The sequence below is a fragment of the Mesorhizobium sp. RCAM 05104 genome, assembly GCF_059683645.1.
Window position 1 is genome coordinate 4,345,832 of the sequence record NZ_CM185033.1, and the last position, 17,442, is coordinate 4,363,273.

Sequence of the window (17,442 nt, forward strand, 5' to 3'; positions counted from 1 at the left end):
CCGCCCTCAGTCTTCTGTTCAGGCAGCCTTTAACGTGCCGTTCACGGTGGCGATGCCGATATCCTTGAGCGCCTCGGCGACCGCCTGGTCCAGCGGCGTATGCGGGATTTCGCCGATGATGCCGGCAAGCCGCGTCGAGGTCAGCTGGTGCGGTTCGAAGCGAAGATAGGACATCGAGACGATTTCGCGCCACATCGCCACGAACGGGCTGCCGGCACGCAGCACCCACCAGGGCATCGAGGTCATCTTGAGCGGCCGGCCAACTGCCTTCTCGGCGGCGGCCTTGATCTGAAGGTCGGTGACCGCGTGGCCCGGAAAGTTCAGCGCTTCATAGGAGCCGAGCTTGTCGAGATTCCTGGCCAGCGCGACGAAGCCTACGGCGAAGTCCGGCAGGTAGGCCCATTCGTGCACCAGATCGACCGGGCCGGGGGCGGTGTAGATGCCCTTGCCGATCTTGGCGGCGACGACCAGGTCGAACCATGACCCGCTACCGGTGCCGCCGAAGAAATCGCCGGCTCTGAGAATAATGGTGCGGACACGGCCGGCATCGGCCTCGCGGCGAAACAGTGCTTCCATGGCGGTGCGGATGCGGCCCTTCTCGGTCGTCGGCCGGAACGGTGTGTCCTCCGTGACGATCGCCGGCATCGGCGAGCCGTAATTATAGACGGTGCCTGGGAAGAGATGCAGGGCGCCGTTGGCATGGCAGGCGGCCATCACGTTCTCGGCCATCGGCAGGCATTTGCCCCAGTCGGTGTAGATCGGGTTGAGGCCGTTGAAGATGATGTCGACGCCCTGGGTGGCGCGGATCAGCGCCTCACGGTCGAGCGCGTCTCCGGCAACGGCGGTGGCGCCCTTGAGTTCGGCCGGCACCTTGCCGCTGCGGGTAATGGCGCGGACATCATAGCCGGCGTCGATGAAGGCCATGGCGACGACGCGGCCGAGGCGGCCATTGGCACCGAGAATTGCGATCTTGGTCATTGTTCGTCTCCTTGTTTGACGCTTGTTTTGACGCGACGGGACAAGCCCGCCGCTTTCGGGATCTTCCGAAGACCGCCGTTCAGCGGCTGCCGAAGAGGTCGCGGTTGCTGCCCTGGGGCTTCTGACCGGTGGTCTCGGACGTCTCGATCGACGTGGTGATCGTGATGTCAGTGTTAACGACGGCCGGCTGGCTGGCGTCGTTCGAACCAAACTTGTCGCTGCCGGCAAAAGCGGTGCTGGCGGCGATGAGGAGGGCAGCGGCGGTGAGAGCGATCTTGGTCATTTTGAATTCTCCTGGTTGGTGTTTGCAGTCCGTATCGGTGTTTGCAGGGTGAATATGATTGCCTTATTGATGAATTGAAATTGACCATGGATGCAGTTCTGATATTCATTATTGAATGGCAGACATCGATTGGAACCTGATCAAGAGCTTCGTCACGGTGGCGGAAACCGGCAGCCTGTCAGCCGCTGCGCGAAAACTGTCGGCCAGCCAGCCGACGCTTGGCCGCCACATCGGAGAGCTGGAACAGGCGCTCGGCGTCACGCTGTTCCGGCGTGGGCGCAGCGGCTATTCGCTGACGGAAGCCGGCGCCACGCTGTTTGAGCGCGGCAAGGCCGTCAGCGAGCAGGCGAGTGCGTTTTCACGACTTGCACTGGGCTCGGTCGAGGCAATCGAAGGCACGGTGCGCATTGCCGCCAGCGAAGTGGTGGCTGCCTATGTGCTGCCCGGCATGATCGCACGGCTCGGCATCGAGGAGCCCGGCATCGAGGTCGAGATCGTCGCTTCGAACCAGGTCGAGAACCTGCTGCGCCGCGACGCCGATATCGCCATCCGCATGGTCAAGCCGGCACAGAACGAACTGGTGGCGCGCAAGGTCTGCGATATTCCCCTCTGCGCCTGCGCGGCCATTTCCTATCTCGACCGGCGCGGCCGCCCGCTCGGGCCGGCTGATCTCGTCAATCATGCCCTGATTGGCTTCGATCGCAGCGACGAGATGATCCGAGGCTTCACGCAATCCGGAATCCCTGTCACTCGTGGCAGTTTCCGCTTCCGGACCGACAACCAGATCGTCTTGTGGGAGGCGGTGCGGGCGGGAAACGGCATCGGCCTCGGCCAGGAGCCGCTGGCCGATCGTGATCCATTGGTGGAGAGGCTGCTGCCTGGCCTGCCGCTACCGGTGCTGCCGGTGTGGCTGGCCATGCATCGCGATGTGCGCACCAGCGTGCGCATCCGTCGCGTGGCGGATTTCCTCCATGAGGAATTGAAGCGCTATTCGGCGGGCGCAGGCGCGAATTCGGCGCGGTGAGCGAGCCCGGCCATCAGCAACACGACGATCAGCAGCCCCGACATGGCAATGAAGATCGGCCCGAAGCTCGAATGCTCGGCAACGAAGCCGATCGCCGACGGCGCCACCAATATGCCGGAATAGCCCATGGTGGTGACCACGCTCATGCCGGTGCCCGACGACATGCCTTCCTGGTTGCCGCCAGCCGAAAAGATGATCGGGACCATGTTGGCGATGCCGAAGCCGCACAGGGCAAAGGCCGCGATGGCAAGCCAGGGCGAGGGCGACAGGCCGGCGATCAGCATGCCGGCCGCGGCGACGACCGCCGAGCCGCGCAGGGTCATGACCGCGCCGAAGCGGTTGCGCACGCCGTCGCCGAAGAAACGCATGATCGCCATGACACCGGAAAAGGCAGCGTAGGCAAGGCCGGCAACGGCGAGGTCGGCGCCGAGTTCCTGCCGCAGATACAGCGCTGCCCAGTCGAGTACCGCGCCTTCGGAGATCATCGTCAGCAGCGCCATCAAGCCGACGAGATAGACCAGCGGGTTTGCCGGCAACGCGAATTTATGGTGCTCGGCCGCCTGCGGCCTGTCCTCGGCGATCAGATTGCCGACCGCTGCGGCGATCACCGCGAAAGCGAGCGCCGTCACCACCGCCGCATGGGCGAGGTGGCCGTAGGTCTGGATGGCGAAGCCGCCAAGGGCGCCGCCGGCGAAACCGCCGAGGCTCCAGAAGCCGTGCGAGGACGACATGATGGCGCGGGAGAGCCGCCGTTCCACCACCACCGCATTGGCATTCATGGCGACATCCATGCCGCCGATCGACCCGCCGAAGATGAACATGGCGATGGCGGCCAGCGGCACGTTGGGTGCCAGCGCCACGACCAGCAGGCCGAGGCTGCCGCACAGCCCGAACCAGCGCAGCACGTTGCGCGAGCCATGTTTGGAGATCAGGTGGCCGCACCAGGTCATGGCGGTGACGGCGCCGGCGCCGAACAGCAGTATCAGCAGGCCAAGCGTGAATTTCGATATGTCGAGCCGGGTCAGGAACACCGGGATCTGCGGCGCCCAGCTGCCGGTCAGGAAGCCGTTGGCGAGGAAAATGGCCGCGACGGCCCATCGTCCGCGAATGGCAACCTGCATGGCGTCTGATGCGTTCATCGGGCGAATCCGGTCAGAAAATGGCTTCGCGCGGCAAATTAGATCGATTCAATTCGCAGTCAAGCACTCGTTGCCGAAAGTTTTTGGACCAGACACGGCGTTGAAGCGATCGAGGGGTGCCGACGGTTGACCTAGTGGTCCTTGGGTCGCCTTGCCTCGAATTCGGCCTTCTTGGCGTCGGAGGCCTCGGTCTGGTTGAGTGCCTGCCATTCGGCATAGGGCATGCCGTAGACGATCTCGCGCGACTGGTCCTTGGTGAGGTCGACGCCCTCGGCATTGGCTGCTTCGCGATACCAGTTCGACAGGCAGTTGCGGCAGAAGCCAGCGAGGTTCATCAGGTCGATGTTCTGCACGTCGTTGCGCTCGCGCAAATGCTCGACCAGCCGGCGGAAGGCGGCGGCCTCGAAATCGCGCTGCTGCTCGTTGCTGAGTTCGGTCATCGAAACCTCCGTCATATCGGCCCGGTGCGTGAGCCGAACATCTTCACGACATGTATATCGGGGCGGCGGTCGATCGCGTCAACGATAGGTGCCAGGCGATCGGCCCATGCAAGCGCGTCCTTGCCGCTGGCGATCAGGTCCTGGCGGATCTCGATCAGCGCATGGGCAAAGCCGTTGACGATGGCATGCCGGAACATGGTGTCGCCACGCAGCGCGCCGTCATAGGGTTCATTGTCGCCAACGATAAGGGTCTTGTCCTCGGCCAGCATGTCGATCAGTGGCCGCGCCACCCGCTCGTCGCGGTCCCACAGGATGCCGACATGCCAGGGACGTTGGATCCCTTGCATGACCGGAGTGAAGGAATGCACCGAGAAAATGAAGGGCGCCTTGGCTGAGGCCTGCGCGACCGAGGCGATCATGGCGCCGACCGCGTCGTGATAGGGCCGGTAGAAACTGTCGAGCCGCCTCTCGCGTTCTTCCGGGGCAAGAGGGTAGTTTCCTGGCACGACCGTGCCGTCATAAAGCTGACGTATCAGCGTTGGATCGTCCTCGCCGCGATTGGGATCGATCAGCAGCCGCGAAAAATTGGCGAGCACCGCCGGCACGCCGAGCAGCGAGGCCAGTTCGCGCGTCACCGTCTCGACGCCGATGTCATAGGCGATGTGGCGGTCGAATTCCGCCGCTGGCAGGCCAAGGCTGCCATAGTCGTCGGGCAAGTCGCGGCGGGCATGATCGGCCAGAAGCACGATGCCCCGCTTGCGGTCGCCCTCGATAATGTCGAAAGGCGCGAAAACTGTGGATCGGGTCATTGGCGGGAAATGGTCTGTTCGCTGGCTTCCGGGGAGGGTGCTATCGTCATTCCACGAAGACGACGCTCGCGCAATGCCGTTGTTTGGCCAAGGTTTCCCGGGAAATCTGGCAGAAGTCGGCGAATTGTGCGCCGGAGCCTTTCTAAATCGATTGGAATTGGACAAAACGGCGCGTTGACATGCGCCCGGACTTTTCCGAAAAGGGGCGCAGAGAGATGCAGATGTGGTTCTTGAGGGGTTTCGGGATGAGTTCCGCCGGCGGGCAGCGCACACGCTTTGCCTTCGCCATGCCGCTCCTGACGCTCGCCGTGGGCTTGTCGGCGATGGCCGTGGCCTCGCCAGCCCGCGCCGATTTCCGCGTCTGCAACGCCACGCAGAATCTCGTCGGCGTCGGCATCGGCTACCGCGCCAAGGCCGGCTGGATCACCGAAGGCTGGTGGCACATCGAAGGATCGAGCTGCAAGACGCTGATCGAAGGGCCGCTGTCATCAAGGTTTTACTATCTTTATGCAGAAGACGCCGAGCGCGGCGGACGCTGGGACGGCCCGATCAACATGTGCGTGGCTGAAAAAGAGTTCAAGATCGCCGGCGTAACCGACTGCGTCGCCCGGGGCTTCCAGCGCGCCGGATTCCAGGAATATGACACGGGCGAACAGGCAAGCTGGATGGTCCAGCTGACCGATGAGCCCGCAACGGGAGGCGCTCCAGCCGCCCCGGGAACAAACAGTCAATGAGACGCAGCCGCAAGGTCAAGATCCTAGCCACCATCGGTCCGGCCTCTTCTTCGGAGGAGATGCTGAAGAAGCTGTTCGAAGCGGGCGCCGATGTGTTCCGCATCAACATGAGCCACACCGACCACGAACTGATGCGCACGCTGGTCGGACGCATCCGCTCCGTCGAGGAAGCGGTTGGCCGGCCGATCGGCATCCTTGCCGACCTGCAAGGCCCCAAACTGCGCGTCGGCAAGTTCGCCAATGGCAAGGAAGTGTTGACCGTCGGCCAGACCTTCACGCTCGACGACAATCCCGAGCCCGGCACCTCGACCAGGGTCTATCTGCCGCATCCGGAAATCCTGACCTCGGTCGAAGCCGGTCATCGCCTGTTGATCGACGATGGCAAGCTCGAGCTGCGGGCGGTACGGAGCAACGGCAAGGCAATCGTGTGCACCGTCATTGCCGGCACCACGATTTCCGACAAGAAAGGCGTCAGCCTGCCCGATACCGACCTGCCGGTCGGGGCGCTGACCGACAAGGATCGCAAGGACCTCGATGCCGTGCTGGCCACCGGCGTCGACTGGGTGGCGCTGTCATTCGTGCAGCGGCCGGAAGACCTGGCCGAGGCGCGCAAGATCGCGCGCGGCCGGGCGTTGATCATGGCCAAGATCGAAAAGCCGCAGGCCGTCGCCCGGCTGGCCGAGATCATCGACCTGTCAGACGCGCTGATGGTCGCCCGCGGCGATCTTGGTGTCGAGATGCCACTCGAGGCCGTGCCTGGCATCCAGAAGCAGATCACGCGCGCCGCGCGCCGCGCCGGCAAGCCGGTGGTGGTCGCCACGCAGATGCTGGAATCGATGATCACCGCGCCGGTACCGACCCGCGCCGAGGTCTCCGACGTCTCGATCGCCGTCTTCGAAGGCGCCGACGCCATCATGCTGTCGGCGGAATCGGCGGCGGGCGCCTACCCGGTCGAGGCGGTGGCGATGATGAACCGCATTGCCACCAAGGTCGAAACCGACCCGACCTATGCCGGCATCATCAACGCGCAGCGTTCCGAGCCGGAAGCGACCGGCGCCGACGCCATTTCGCTGGCTGCCCGTGAAATCGCCGAGACGCTGAAACTGGCGGCGATCATCACCTACACGGCGTCCGGCAACACCGGCCTGCGCGCCGCCCGCGAGCGGCCGCAAGTGCCGATTATCGCGCTGTCGCCGATCGTCAACACGGCGCGTCGACTGTCGCTGTTGTGGGGTACGCATTGCGTCGTGTCGCCCGATGCCATCGATCTCGACGACATGGTCGATCGTGCCTGCCGCATTGCCCTGGAAGAAGAGTTCGGCAAGCCGGGCGACCGCGTCATCATCACCGCCGGCGTGCCGCTGAGGACGCCTGGCTCGACCAACATGCTGCGCATCGCCTATGTCGGATCGGACGGGCAGAGGAGCCGGTAGGGCCGGTCTAGGCGCCACCGGTGCGGCCGCTCAGGTCGGTGCGAGCTCGGCTTCGGGCACTTTGATGTCGGCGCATTTGCCGGCATCGTAGGCGTCGTTGGCGATCCTCGCCTCGACGGCCTTCGCCATTGCGCGCAGATCAACTGTCTTGCCGGCGACCTTCTCGATGGCGCCGACGACGAGGTCGGGCGCAATCCAGTCCGGCTTGTGGCCGAGATTATGCACCCAGACGAGCTCGGCGCCTGAAATATCGCGCTCGAGGCCGATCGAATGGATATGCGCATAGAGGACCTTGTCGCGGTCGCCCGAGATGACCACCGTTGGCGCCTTGATATCGGCGTAGTGCGGTGCGGCGCCAAGAGCATAGCGATAGAGCCCGGCGACATCAGTGGCGTTGTCGCGGAAGGCCGATGGCCGCAGCACCAGCGAGATCGACGCGGCGGCGAGATAATTGTCCGGCGCCTTGTTGGGCGAGAAGACGCAGGTCGTGGCATCGGCCATCCGCAGCGCTCCGGCCGGATAGGCCAGTGTCTCGGAAAACAACCACCCGAGGACCGGAACGGTCGTCAGATCGTAGTACCAGGAGGTTGCGCCGCCCGGCCAGGGATGGGTCGCCGGCGCCAGGAAGACCAGCCCAAGTGTCTTCTCGGGATGCTCGCGGCCAAGGGCCGTCGTTACCGCGCCGCCGAAGGAATGGCCGACGATGACAGCCTTTTTGATGCCGAGACGGTCCATCAGCGCGGCGATGGTGTTGGCCTGGGCCGACGGATCCTCGTTGTTGCCCGGGCCGCGCTCCGACCAGCCAAAACCCGGCCGGTCGAAGAACAGCATCTCGGCGCGGCCCTCGAGCAGTGGCCGCAGCGGCAGCATCTGGTCCCCGAGATTGGCGCTGGCGCCATGGATGAAGACGATCGGCGGCAGGTCCGCATTGGCAGGCGCCGGAACATGGACATAGTGGATGCGCGCGCCACCGATGTCGGCAAATTCGCCGATCGGCGGATTGCGGCGCTCGATCAGCCATGAGCCGACGCGGGTGACGCCGACGAGGCCGAATACAAGCGCCATCAGGAAGGCGAGCATGGCGTAGATCAGGTTCATGCGGGGAGATACGGGGGTGGAGGGGGATAAGTTCTGGAGTAGGGGAATGGGCAGTAGGCAGTAGGCAGTAGGCAGTAGGGCGTGTGTGTTCCGCAGTGCGGTCTGCACCTACTGCCCAATCCCCACTTGCTATTCCCTTAGCGCAATCACTTGCTATTCCCTTAGCGCAATCAAATGCCTTCGCCGGCAAGCTCTTCCGAAAGCGTGGCGACCTGGTCCTGGGCGCTGCGCAGCATCGGATAGATGGCCAGCACCTTCTGCCAGGCCTCGAGCGCCGATTGCTTGTGGCCGGTCAGCGCCATGATCTGCGCCAGGCCTGACAGCGCGCCGAAATGGCGCGGCTCGAGCTGCAGCGTATGGTCGATGTCGGACATCGACTTGCCGTAGTTCTTCATCATGAAATGCACGGTTGCGCGCCGGTTCCAGCCTTCGGCATAGGTCGGCTGCAAGGTCACCACCTGATCGAGGAAATCGAGCGCGACGTCGAACTTCTGGCTCTCGATGGCCTTCTGCGACCATTGCATCATCAGGTCGATCGAGGCGCTGCCGGACTGGAACCATTCGCTCCAGATGTTGCCGGCGATGCGCTCGGCCGCCCTTTCGTTGCGCTCGCGCTTCAGGTCGCTGAACAACTGATCGAGACGAGCCTGTTTCGTCGTTGCCACGGGCGGCGCGACGGGGGCGGCCTGCGGCGCGACCGCGTCATCTGCCCGTGCCGGCAAGCCAATGGCGCCGGATAGAACCAGGCTTGTGAAAAATGCAAAAAGAATCCGCATCGCCGGACTCTAGTCCCGGGCGGCGGAACGTCAAACTGAATTTGGCGTGAAACGACCGGCGGGGCCGGCGACAAGCATCAATTGGGCGGAGACAACAAGCCTCCGGCCGAAAACTCAGCCCTGGCGTGCCTTGTAGCGCGGGGCGGTCTTGTTGATGATGTAGACGCGGCCCTTGCGGCGAACCAGCTGGTTGTCGCGATGACGCGCCTTCAGCGCCTTGAGCGAATTCTTGATCTTCATGGTCTTGCCTGTCGGTGTGGACCCGGTCCGGGTCGAAATTTTAAGGCGCGCCAGAAGACGCGCCTTTGAACTGTGGGTGGCTCATAAACGAGGAGCGTTGTCCGTGTCAACCGCAAGCATGCGCCATGGCGGGTGTGAACCATCCCTATCATCAAATATCCGCCATCGATGCCTTGCGGCATTGCGTGGCCAGAGTCCGGCTGGGATGATGCGGGCGCCGTGACGTGATTTGGGGATGACCATGCGCCGAATTTTCCTGTCTGCCTGCCTTGTCTTGCTGGCGGGAGCTTCGGCTGCCCGCGCCCAGGAGTGCGACCGCAGCGACGACAGCCAGCAGATGATGAACATCTGTGCCGCCGAGGATTATCAGGCAGCCGACGCCAAGCTCAACCAGGCCTACCAGAATCTCATCAGTTCCGATGATGCCGATGACAAGAAATTGCTGCAGGTAGCGCAACGCGCATGGATCAGTTTCCGCGACGCCGAGTGTGCACACTCGACCGCGGCCAGCAGCGGTGGTTCGATCCATCCGATGGAGGTCTCGCAATGCCTGACCAGGCTGACCAACGACCGCATCAGGCAGCTTGCCGCAGCGGCCAACTGCCAGGAAGGCGATGCGAGTTGCGCCAGTCCCGACGAGGACGAGGGCGACGTCCAGTAGGTTGCCGGCCTCTCTCTTGTTCTGACGCAATTCCGGACTGAAAGCCGCTCCACGCTTTTCCTGGAAATGCCTAAGGGCGGCGGCTGATCCGGGTGAAATGGCCCATCTTGCGGCCTGGCCGCGCCTCGGCCTTGCCGTAGAGGTGCAGCATCAGATCGGGCTCGGCGAGCAGTTCGGCAGCGCGCAGCACATCGTCGCCGACGAGATTTTCCATCACGCAATCGGAATGACGCCGGGGATCTCCCAGCGGCAGGCCGGCTACGGCACGGACGTGCTGCTCGAACTGCGAAACGATGCAGGCGGCCTCCGTCCAGTGGCCGGAATTGTGCACGCGCGGCGCGATCTCGTTGGCCAGCAGCGAGCCGTCGGCGAGCACGAAGAACTCGACGCCGATGACGCCGACATAGTCCAGCGCTGACAGTATCCTGGCCGCCGCTGCCTGGGCCGCCATCGTCGTCTCGGGGTTTATGCCGGCCGGCAAGGTCGATGTGTGGAGAATGCCGTTGCGGTGGACATTCTCGGCCGGATCGTAGCTGGCGACGGCGCCGTCCAGCCCACGCGCCGCGATCACCGAAATCTCGCGCTCGAAGGGCACGAAGCTTTCAAGGATCAGCGGTACATTGCCCATCGCCTCGCAGGTGCCGGCAAAGCCGCCCGCTTCCATGTTGCGGAAGACGCGCTGGCCCTTGCCGTCATAGCCCATGCGCCGTGTCTTGAGGATGCCGCTGCCGCCAAATGCCTTCAGCGCCGCGGTCAGGTCGTCATCATTGTCGACCGGGCGGAAATCGGCGGTGGCAATGCCGATGCCATTGAGGAACGTCTTCTCGGTGACGCGATCCTGCGCCACCTCCAGCGCTCGTGCCGGCGGATAGACCGAGGCCTTGTCCGCAAGCGCGCTGGCGGCCGCGACCGGAACGTTCTCGAATTCGTAGGTGATGACGGAACTCGCCGCCGCCAGTTCCGCAAGTGCCGCCGGGTCGTCATAGGCGGCTGTTATCTGCCGGTTGGCCACCTGTGCCGCCGGGCAATCGGGTTGCGGCTCGAGCACCACCGTGCGGTAGCCGAGGCGGGCGGCTGATATCGCCAGCATGCGGCCGAGCTGGCCGCCGCCGATGATGCCGATGGTCGATCCGGCGGGCAGGCTCACGGCGTATCCGTCGGTTCGGTCGCGACCTTGGCGGTCTGCGCGGCGCGCCAGGCATCCAGGCGCGCGGCAAGCTTGTCGTCGTGGAGCGCCAGCACGGCGGCGGCCAGAAGTGCTGCATTGGTCGCACCGGCCTTGCCGATGGCCAGCGTTCCCACCGGAATGCCGGCCGGCATCTGGACGATGGACAGCAGCGAATCCTGGCCGGAGAGCGCCTTCGATTCCACCGGCACGCCGAACACCGGCAGTGGCGTCATCGCCGCCGTCATGCCGGGCAGATGCGCGGCACCGCCGGCACCGGCGATGATCACCTTGTGGCCGGCCGCCTTGGCACCCTTGGCGAACTCATAGAGCCGGTCGGGCGTGCGATGCGCGGAGACGATCAGCCGCCTGTGCGGGATGCCCAGAGCCTCCAGCGTTTCGGCGGCGTGGCGCATGGTCGCCCAGTCGGACTGGCTGCCCATGATGATGGCGACGTCGGCGCGTTGATCGTCCAAGTCCGTGCTCCCCGGCGACAAAGGCGCGCCTTAGCGGAATTCGGCAGCGACGGCAAGGATAGGCGGGCATTGCCGCTGTCCGGCAGGCTGAAACCAGCCCATTAGATGCCTTGACGCTCGGCCTCGGGTGTCGAGACCAGCAAGGCCGAAGCGGCGTTGGCGGCGGTCACTGCCACCCGCATGGCGTCTCCACGGGCGAGCCCTGCGGCCAGCGCGCCGACGAATTCGTCGCCCGCGCCATGCGTGCTGACAACCTTCACCGGGATGGCTGGCAGCGCGAGGGCCTCGCCGGTCCGTTCGCAGCAGGCGACGCCTTCGCCGCCCGCCGTGACGATCGCGACCGGGCAGAGATCGACCAGCCGCCGAGCCGCCTGCGCGGCGCCGTCGAGCGTCTCGACCACCGCCACTCCGGCCAGGAGTTCCGCCTCGATGGCATTGACGACGAGGATGTCGACCAGCGCGAGAAAGTCGTCGGAGAGTTTGCGGGCGGGTGCGGCGTTAAGCACGACTCGGCCGCCCCTTGCCTTCACCGCGCGCGCTGCCGCAATGTTCGCGGCCTCCGGCACCTCGTTCTGCAGCAGCAGCACCGCTGTGCGTGCAACCACATCGGAGGCGGCCATAACGTCCGCCTCGCCGAGCGTGAGATTGCTGCCCGAAACGATCACGGCGCCATAGTCGCCGCCTGCGTCGAAGATCGCCACGCTGATGCCGGAGCCGGCACCCGAAGCCACCCGCACGAAGCGGCGGTCGACGCCGGCGCGATCGAGATTGGCCAGCAGCGCCCGCCCGAAATCATCGTCGCCGACGGCGCCGATCATCGCCGCGCGCACCCCGGCCCGTGCCGCCGAGACCGCTTGGTTGCCGCCCTTGCCGCCGCATTTCGGGTGCCAGGCATGGCCAGTCACCGTCTCGCCCTTGCGCGGGCGGTCGAGAGCATCGACCATGATGTCGTAATGCAGGCTGCCGAACACGGTGACCAGCGGCATCGTTGGCAGCGTCATGAGCCCCGGTCTTTTCGTTTCGATGTCACCGCCGACATGGTGCGGCCGAGATTGCGCTCCGCCGCCTGGTAGTCGCGCTGCGCCACCGCAACGAACAGCGCGTCGAGGATGTTGAGCTGGGCGATGCGCGCCGCCGCGTTCTCGCCCATCAATGGCGAGCCTTGCGCGGTCGAACACAGCACGATGTCGGCAATCCGGGCCAAGGGTGAGTTGTCGTAATTGGTGATTGCCAGCGTGCGGGCACCGTTCTTGCGGGCAAGCTGGATGGCATCGATGACGGCCGACGTGTTGCCGGAATGCGAGAAGCCGACGGCGATGTCGTCCGCGCCAAGCAGCGAGGCCGACATCAGCATCATGTGCGCATCGTCGTAGACGGATGCGCGGATGCCGATGCGCAGAAATTTGTGCGAGACGTCGCGCGCTATCTGCGCCGAACCGCCGACGCCGTAGAAGTCACGATTCTTCGCGCGGAAAAGCAGCTCAGCGGCGCGGTCGAAATCCTCGATATCGAGGATGGCCAGCGTCTCTTCGAGAGCCTGGATCGAGGTGCGGAACACTTTTTGCACGATCTCGGCGGAACTGTCGTCGGACGACAGTTCCTGGTGCATCTCGGCGGTCGGCAAGCGGCTGTATTCGTAGACGGCGGTGCGAAAGTCGCGATAGCCGGAGAAGCCGAGCTTCTTGGCGATCTTGACCACCATCGCTTCCGACACGCCGGATTCCTCGGCGATCTGCTTCAGTGGGATGCTCTCGTCGAAGCCGCGCCGGCCGAAGACGGTCTCCACCACCTTCGCCTCCAGCGGGGTGAGATGGGGCATCATCATGCGGATGCGCGGTCCTACCGCTTTCAGGTCCAGCCCGCTCAAGGTCATCCACGCCCCCTCGTCACGCGTCCGGCCCAAGCATGATTTCCTGGATGATGGCCTGCGATGTCACCGCGTCCTGGCTGTTGACGGCGGCGGACAGGCGGTTGTCGCGGTCGATCCGGTCGACAACGCGCAGCATGCGCTTGACGGTGGCGATGTTGACCTCGCACTCGTGCACCGGGTCGAGCCCGGTCATGTCGGGAAAGGTGTCGAAATAGATGGCACCCGCATAACCGTCGCGGCGGATCTGCCTGAGCAGTTCGATGGTCTGTAGCGTATGCACGGCGCCGACCATGAGGCCGTCATCGCGCTTGGCGTAGCCGTCGTTGAGGTGCACGCCGAGCAGCTTGCTGTGACGCGCCACCAGGGCGGCGGCGAAGGCCGGCTGTTCGTCGGCATAGAGCACATGCGCGAAGTCGAGGGTGACGCCGAGATTGGGCAGGCCGACATCGCGGATCGCCAGCAGGGTCGTCGCCGCATCGGGCATCAGGCTGTAGGAGCGCGGCTCGTTCGGTTTGTACTCCAAGCTGATCTGGCAGTCGCGGTCATGTGCTGCAACTTCACGAATCCCGTCTATTTCGTGTTGCCAGAGCGTGGCATAGTCGGCCTGGAAAGCGTAGTCGAAGCCGTCCTGGCCGAGCCACAGCGTCATCAGGCTGGCGCCCGCCTCGCGCACGGCATCGATGCCGGCCTTGGTCAGGTCGATGGCTTCACGGCGCACCGCCGGGTCAGGATTGGTGAAGGCGCCCAGCTTGAAGGCCGGATTGGAATAGTAGCGCATGGCGAAGCCATTGATGGAAAGGCCGAGGTCGCCAAGCTTGCGGGCAATTTCGGCGGGTTTTTCGCCGACATGATCAGGAAAATTGAGATCGAGGTCGGTCAGCCCGGCAACCTTGGCGGCGCGCGCAGCCATCTGCATCAGCGACGGCTTGCCGGCGAGACCGGGCCATTCGGCCTGCGGCCGCGAGGCAAAGGAATTCAGACGCGTGGCGAATCGATTGGCGGTCATGGACGATCCTTCAATTATTGTAACTTCACACAAACATAAAAATTTGTAAAGTTGCTATTTTGAAGGCTGCCGGCAGCGTCGGCCGCAGTCGCGGCCGGGCTGAGCCACGCAAAGGCGAGCCGGCAGTTTCCGGCCGGCGTCGTAGGTCAGGCCGTGGGATCAGTTGCCGGGCGAACCGCCCTTACACGGCCGCCTTGCGGAAGCGAGCGACGAAATCGTCGAGTTCGGGCCGCTCCATGTCGGAGATCGCCCAGTAGGAGAAGGCGCCGTCGCTCCAATGCACCATCGAGAAGCCGCCCGACGAAAGATCTTCCGGCGCGGTGGTGCTGCCGCCCTGCTGTGGCTCGGCGACCAGCGTGATCAGGTGCTCGCGGTGACGGTAGACCAGTGCCGGCACCGGCCGGCCGGCGATCACCTCGACGCGGCCACCGATCAGCGCGTAGCCGTCCTGCGCAAGGTCGGGCGCCGGCGGCGAAACGCCGATCCGGGCGTCGAGCCATGGCTTGACCGTATGGCGGTCGGACGAGACGATGTCGATCGGGCTGGCGGCAAGCAGGCTGCGGCGATGGCCGCTGGCGACCGCCGCGGCGAAGCCGTCGGACGCGCTGTTGAACATCACCCATTGCGTCGCGCCGCTGGCCAGCACCGCGCTGATCATGATCGACGCGGCCATGGCGCGCCAGTCGAACGAGCCGAAGCGACGCGCCCTTGGCAGCGCCCGCATCTGCGACGGCCTTGTCTGGGTCTCCCGCCTCGCGGTTCCGCGGAGTTGGCTTATCTGATCCGGTCGGGCCGACGGTATGTCCCGCCGCGGCTCCACCAGTTCGTCTCGCGCCGGCTCGTCTCGCGCCGGCTCGTCTTGTGCCGGCTCGTCTTGGGCCGGCTGTGCCGTGGCTGTCGCACCTAGTGCGGCGATACGCGTCCGAAAGGCGTCGCTGACATCGGGCCGCGGCAAGCGGGTGACCGCCGCCCGCAAGGCGACGATGCGGGCATGTTCGGCGGCAAGCCGCGGGTCGGCGGCGATGCGCCGCTCCAGCGCCAACGCCGCCGCCGCGTCGAGTTCGCCATCGATCAAAGCGTGGATCATCAGCTTGATCCCTTCCGCGTCGTTGGGCAGTCCGTCGTCGCTCATGGCGCACTCCCAAGTTCAGACATAAGCAGGTTCCGCGCCCGCGCCAGCCGTGACATCACCGTGCCCATCGCCACGCCGAGCATGGCCGATATCTCGCGGTAGCTGAGGCCGTTGATGTCGCGCAGCACCAGCGTCTCGCGAAACGGCTGCGGCAGCGCGGCGATCGCCGCCTCGAGTGCCGCCGTATCGGCCCTGGCGATCAGGCTCGCCTCCGGGCCGTCCTCGTCCGGCAGGCTGGTGCCATGTGCCGCCGCCATGTCGTCGAGATCACCGAGGTCGCCGACGGCCATGATGCCGCGCGGCCGGTTGCGCGACATCCAGGTGTAGGAGGTGTTGCGCACGATGGTCAGCAGCCAGGCACGGGCATTGCCGCCGGCATAGCCTGATATGCCGGCATGTGCCTTGATGCAGGCATCTTGCACGACATCCTCCGCGTCGGCGGCATTGCCGGTCAGCCAGCGGGCAAGCGCCAGCGCGTCGCCAAGGTGCGGCAGCACCACTTCGTTGAAGCGCTCGGCCAAGGCCTTCTCGCTCAAAGCAGCACCATGATCCGATACTCCGGGACGGACAGGCCGGGCGCTCTCAAGCAGGGACGGTGATCTTGCGCTGCCTGTGCGGGCGAACCCCGCAGAAACAGGCAAAGTCGCCTGCCTGGGTGAAAGTGAATTCATCTGTGTCACCGGTGTCAAGCGCTATGGCAGGGAAGGGCGCTATGGCAGGGAAGGGCGCCATGGAGGAAGGACTGGCGACGAGCATGCGCTTCAGCGCATGACGACGGCTGGTGCCGCGGCCATGTTGGCTGTCATCCTCGCAATGATGGGGCATGCCGGTCTCCTCAACGCCTGCAGGTGGCGTATGTCGAGGAGACCCGGGACGGCGTTGGTTTATTCCCGCCGCGTGCAAATTCGCCGGTTCACAGTCGCGTGATCGATCGGTGCATTTCAGTCAGTGGTCCGCTTGACGCTCAGTCCGGCCAGCGCAAGACGCCTGACGAATCCTTGCGGACGGGCTTCATCGCATCGGCGGGACGGTCCTTCGCGGTCAAAATGGCGCGCAACCGTTCGGCGACGATCTCCGCCTCGCCGGGGTGAAGATTGCACGGGTCGAGGAAGAAATGGCCGCGCTCCACCTCGTGGTTGCGCACGATGATGGGTGGCGAGCCCGCCGCGAGTGCCGAGGTTAGACCTGCCGCCGTGAAGCGGCTCTCGGGCGACACGAAGATCTGCAGGCGGTCGAGCGGATTGGCGGTCGGGTCGGGAATAATCTGCGCGACGATGCCCGGCAGTCCCTGCAGCGCGTCCTTCCACAGACTGAGTGCTGCTTCCTCACGCCGTCGGATGCCTCCATGGTCGCGCTTTTCCCAGGCTTCGAGCGCGGCCATGGTGCCGGCGATGCTTTCCTTGCCGACCTTCATGGCGCGCGCGACACCACGGTTCTGCAGATAGGCTGATCGCACCAGGTCCTTGCGCCCGGTAACGATGCCGCTGGTCGGCCCTGAGAGGAATTTGTGGCCGCTGTAGACGACGATGTCGGCGCCGCGCGCCAGGAAACCGCGCAGATCGTATTCGGACGCCGCGTCGACGATCACCGGAACGTCCTTGGCGTGGCAGATCTCGCAGAATTCCTCGAGCGACAACATGCCGTACTGCACGGTGTGGTGGGCAACGACGTAGAGGCCGGCTGCGGTGCGGTCGTTGATCGCTTCGCGCACATGATAGTCCTGCGTCACACTGACCGTCCCGGCGGGTACCACCTTGGCGCCGGCGACGCGTACCGACTGATCGATCGGGGCGCCGTAATTGACGATGTGGCCAAGCTGGATGACGACCTCCGACTTGAGGTCGCCTGTGTCATCGGGCAGACGCTCGATGGCGAGCAGGTTGGTTCCGGTCATCGCGCCGGCTATGGCCATGGTGATGCCGCTGGCGCAGCAGGCGGTGATGAAGCCGGCCTCGCCGCCGGTCAGGCGCGCGACGACCGTGCTTGCCGCACGCTGCAGATCGTCCATCTCCACCCATTGCGAGGCCATTTCGGCCATGGCGCTGATCGCTTCGGGGACGATGATCGAGGCGCCGAGCGCGGTCATCGTGCCGGAGACGTTGATGATCGGGCGAAGACCGAGCCGTTCGCGGATTGTCGAGTTGGAGCCGCCGGCGGAAGTGGTTTTCATCTCTGTTG

Annotated in this window: 21 protein-coding genes; 4 read left to right on the plus strand and 17 right to left on the minus strand. The window is 65.0% G+C overall.

The window, feature by feature from the left end:
• Window positions 1-18: 18 nt before the first annotated feature.
• Both AC56QP_RS21235 and AC56QP_RS21240 read right to left on the minus strand, forming a co-directional pair.
• Entirely contained in the window at window positions 19-978 is a 960-nt protein-coding gene (locus AC56QP_RS21235; RefSeq protein WP_489858203.1) for an SDR family oxidoreductase, read from the minus strand.
• Between the two features lie 79 nt (window positions 979-1,057).
• The gene (locus tag AC56QP_RS21240; protein WP_489858202.1) at window positions 1,058-1,261 is read right to left on the minus strand and encodes a DUF680 domain-containing protein; all 204 of its coding nucleotides are present in this window, start codon (window positions 1,259-1,261) and stop codon (window positions 1,058-1,060) included.
• Between the two features lie 115 nt (window positions 1,262-1,376).
• Between AC56QP_RS21240 and AC56QP_RS21245 the strand changes: the two genes are divergently transcribed.
• Window positions 1,377-2,285: a LysR family transcriptional regulator gene (locus tag AC56QP_RS21245; protein ID WP_489858201.1), complete on the plus strand. Its 909-nt coding sequence runs from the start codon at window positions 1,377-1,379 to the stop codon at window positions 2,283-2,285.
• Here AC56QP_RS21245 and AC56QP_RS21250 read toward each other — a convergent pair.
• The 3 genes from AC56QP_RS21250 to AC56QP_RS21260 all read right to left on the minus strand — a co-directional run bounded on the left by AC56QP_RS21250 (window position 2,249) and on the right by AC56QP_RS21260 (window position 4,673).
• A complete protein-coding gene (locus AC56QP_RS21250) occupies window positions 2,249-3,424 on the minus strand; it encodes an MFS transporter (protein WP_489858200.1) in 1,176 nt (391 codons plus the stop codon). The genes AC56QP_RS21245 and AC56QP_RS21250 overlap by 37 nt on opposite strands.
• Before the next feature lie 131 nt (window positions 3,425-3,555).
• Entirely contained in the window at window positions 3,556-3,864 is a 309-nt protein-coding gene (locus tag AC56QP_RS21255) for a DUF1244 domain-containing protein (RefSeq protein WP_489858199.1), read from the minus strand.
• 11 nt (window positions 3,865-3,875) lie between these two features.
• On the minus strand, window positions 3,876-4,673 hold the full coding sequence (locus AC56QP_RS21260; protein ID WP_489858198.1) for an N-formylglutamate amidohydrolase: 798 nt from the start codon (window positions 4,671-4,673) through the stop codon (window positions 3,876-3,878).
• 245 nt (window positions 4,674-4,918) lie between these two features.
• Between AC56QP_RS21260 and AC56QP_RS21265 the strand changes: the two genes are divergently transcribed.
• A complete protein-coding gene (locus AC56QP_RS21265; protein WP_489858197.1) occupies window positions 4,919-5,407 on the plus strand; it encodes a DUF1036 domain-containing protein in 489 nt (162 codons plus the stop codon).
• Window positions 5,404-6,840 (plus strand): pyruvate kinase, encoded by a 1,437-nt coding sequence (gene pyk, locus AC56QP_RS21270; protein ID WP_489858196.1) that lies wholly within the window; start codon window positions 5,404-5,406, stop codon window positions 6,838-6,840. Before AC56QP_RS21265 ends, pyk begins: the two co-directional genes overlap by 4 nt.
• A 30-nt stretch (window positions 6,841-6,870) precedes the next feature.
• Here pyk and AC56QP_RS21275 read toward each other — a convergent pair whose 3' ends face one another.
• The 3 genes from AC56QP_RS21275 to ykgO form a co-directional block, all read right to left on the minus strand.
• Window positions 6,871-7,938 (minus strand): alpha/beta fold hydrolase, encoded by a 1,068-nt coding sequence (locus AC56QP_RS21275; RefSeq protein ID WP_489858195.1) that lies wholly within the window; start codon window positions 7,936-7,938, stop codon window positions 6,871-6,873.
• 170 nt (window positions 7,939-8,108) lie between these two features.
• Window positions 8,109-8,714, minus strand: coding sequence for a tetratricopeptide repeat protein (locus AC56QP_RS21280; protein WP_489858194.1), 606 nt, complete (start codon window positions 8,712-8,714; stop codon window positions 8,109-8,111).
• A gap of 114 nt (window positions 8,715-8,828) precedes the next feature.
• Window positions 8,829-8,954 (minus strand): type B 50S ribosomal protein L36, encoded by a 126-nt coding sequence (ykgO, locus tag AC56QP_RS21285; protein ID WP_006327841.1) that lies wholly within the window; start codon window positions 8,952-8,954, stop codon window positions 8,829-8,831.
• Window positions 8,955-9,195: 241 nt separating this feature from the next.
• Between ykgO and AC56QP_RS21290 the strand changes: the two genes are divergently transcribed.
• Window positions 9,196-9,615, plus strand: coding sequence for a lysozyme inhibitor LprI family protein (locus AC56QP_RS21290; RefSeq protein ID WP_489858193.1), 420 nt, complete (start codon window positions 9,196-9,198; stop codon window positions 9,613-9,615).
• A 70-nt stretch (window positions 9,616-9,685) separates the two neighbouring features.
• Here the strand turns inward: AC56QP_RS21290 and AC56QP_RS21295 are convergent, their stop codons facing one another.
• From AC56QP_RS21295 to AC56QP_RS21335, 9 genes are all read right to left on the minus strand, one after another.
• Complete coding sequence (locus AC56QP_RS21295) at window positions 9,686-10,762, minus strand: 5-(carboxyamino)imidazole ribonucleotide synthase (RefSeq protein WP_489858192.1); 1,077 nt, start codon at window positions 10,760-10,762, stop codon at window positions 9,686-9,688.
• On the minus strand, window positions 10,759-11,256 hold the full coding sequence (gene purE, locus AC56QP_RS21300; RefSeq protein WP_489858191.1) for a 5-(carboxyamino)imidazole ribonucleotide mutase: 498 nt from the start codon (window positions 11,254-11,256) through the stop codon (window positions 10,759-10,761). Before purE ends, AC56QP_RS21295 begins: the two co-directional genes overlap by 4 nt.
• A 101-nt stretch (window positions 11,257-11,357) precedes the next feature.
• A complete protein-coding gene (locus AC56QP_RS21305) occupies window positions 11,358-12,257 on the minus strand; it encodes a ribokinase (protein ID WP_489858190.1) in 900 nt (299 codons plus the stop codon).
• Window positions 12,254-13,129, minus strand: a complete 876-nt coding sequence (locus AC56QP_RS21310; RefSeq protein WP_489858189.1) for a MurR/RpiR family transcriptional regulator — start codon at window positions 13,127-13,129, stop codon at window positions 12,254-12,256. The genes AC56QP_RS21305 and AC56QP_RS21310 overlap by 4 nt, the downstream gene beginning before the upstream one ends.
• A 13-nt stretch (window positions 13,130-13,142) precedes the next feature.
• Complete coding sequence (locus AC56QP_RS21315; RefSeq protein ID WP_489858188.1) at window positions 13,143-14,132, minus strand: sugar phosphate isomerase/epimerase family protein; 990 nt, start codon at window positions 14,130-14,132, stop codon at window positions 13,143-13,145.
• Window positions 14,133-14,313: 181 nt separating this feature from the next.
• Window positions 14,314-15,264: an anti-sigma factor family protein gene (locus AC56QP_RS21320; RefSeq protein WP_489858187.1), complete on the minus strand. Its 951-nt coding sequence runs from the start codon at window positions 15,262-15,264 to the stop codon at window positions 14,314-14,316.
• Window positions 15,261-15,800 (minus strand): sigma-70 family RNA polymerase sigma factor, encoded by a 540-nt coding sequence (locus AC56QP_RS21325; protein ID WP_489858186.1) that lies wholly within the window; start codon window positions 15,798-15,800, stop codon window positions 15,261-15,263. The genes AC56QP_RS21320 and AC56QP_RS21325 overlap by 4 nt, the downstream gene beginning before the upstream one ends.
• 46 nt (window positions 15,801-15,846) lie before the next feature.
• Window positions 15,847-16,089 carry a cupredoxin domain-containing protein gene (locus AC56QP_RS21330; protein WP_489858185.1) on the minus strand — a complete coding sequence of 81 codons (243 nt, stop codon included), beginning with the start codon at window positions 16,087-16,089 and terminating at the stop codon, window positions 15,847-15,849.
• Between the two features lie 139 nt (window positions 16,090-16,228).
• Complete coding sequence (locus tag AC56QP_RS21335; protein ID WP_489858184.1) at window positions 16,229-17,434, minus strand: aminotransferase class V-fold PLP-dependent enzyme; 1,206 nt, start codon at window positions 17,432-17,434, stop codon at window positions 16,229-16,231.
• Window positions 17,435-17,442 lie beyond the last annotated feature (8 nt).

Coding starts and splice junctions, on each gene's coding strand:
- AC56QP_RS21235 (WP_489858203.1), bottom strand. CDS start 978: ATGACCAAGATCGCAATTCTCGGTGCCAATGGCCGCCTCGGCCGCGTC.
- AC56QP_RS21240 (WP_489858202.1), bottom strand. CDS start 1,261: ATGACCAAGATCGCTCTCACCGCCGCTGCCCTCCTCATCGCCGCCAGC.
- AC56QP_RS21245 (WP_489858201.1), top strand. CDS start 1,377: ATGGCAGACATCGATTGGAACCTGATCAAGAGCTTCGTCACGGTGGCG.
- AC56QP_RS21250 (WP_489858200.1), bottom strand. CDS start 3,424: ATGAACGCATCAGACGCCATGCAGGTTGCCATTCGCGGACGATGGGCC.
- AC56QP_RS21255 (WP_489858199.1), bottom strand. CDS start 3,864: ATGACCGAACTCAGCAACGAGCAGCAGCGCGATTTCGAGGCCGCCGCC.
- AC56QP_RS21260 (WP_489858198.1), bottom strand. CDS start 4,673: ATGACCCGATCCACAGTTTTCGCGCCTTTCGACATTATCGAGGGCGAC.
- AC56QP_RS21265 (WP_489858197.1), top strand. CDS start 4,919: ATGAGTTCCGCCGGCGGGCAGCGCACACGCTTTGCCTTCGCCATGCCG.
- pyk (WP_489858196.1), top strand. CDS start 5,404: ATGAGACGCAGCCGCAAGGTCAAGATCCTAGCCACCATCGGTCCGGCC.
- AC56QP_RS21275 (WP_489858195.1), bottom strand. CDS start 7,938: ATGAACCTGATCTACGCCATGCTCGCCTTCCTGATGGCGCTTGTATTC.
- AC56QP_RS21280 (WP_489858194.1), bottom strand. CDS start 8,714: ATGCGGATTCTTTTTGCATTTTTCACAAGCCTGGTTCTATCCGGCGCC.
- ykgO (WP_006327841.1), bottom strand. CDS start 8,954: ATGAAGATCAAGAATTCGCTCAAGGCGCTGAAGGCGCGTCATCGCGAC.
- AC56QP_RS21290 (WP_489858193.1), top strand. CDS start 9,196: ATGCGCCGAATTTTCCTGTCTGCCTGCCTTGTCTTGCTGGCGGGAGCT.
- AC56QP_RS21305 (WP_489858190.1), bottom strand. CDS start 12,257: ATGACGCTGCCAACGATGCCGCTGGTCACCGTGTTCGGCAGCCTGCAT.
- AC56QP_RS21310 (WP_489858189.1), bottom strand. CDS start 13,129: ATGACCTTGAGCGGGCTGGACCTGAAAGCGGTAGGACCGCGCATCCGC.
- AC56QP_RS21315 (WP_489858188.1), bottom strand. CDS start 14,132: ATGACCGCCAATCGATTCGCCACGCGTCTGAATTCCTTTGCCTCGCGG.
- AC56QP_RS21320 (WP_489858187.1), bottom strand. CDS start 15,264: ATGAGCGACGACGGACTGCCCAACGACGCGGAAGGGATCAAGCTGATG.
- AC56QP_RS21330 (WP_489858185.1), bottom strand. CDS start 16,089: ATGCCCCATCATTGCGAGGATGACAGCCAACATGGCCGCGGCACCAGC.
- AC56QP_RS21335 (WP_489858184.1), bottom strand. CDS start 17,434: ATGAAAACCACTTCCGCCGGCGGCTCCAACTCGACAATCCGCGAACGG.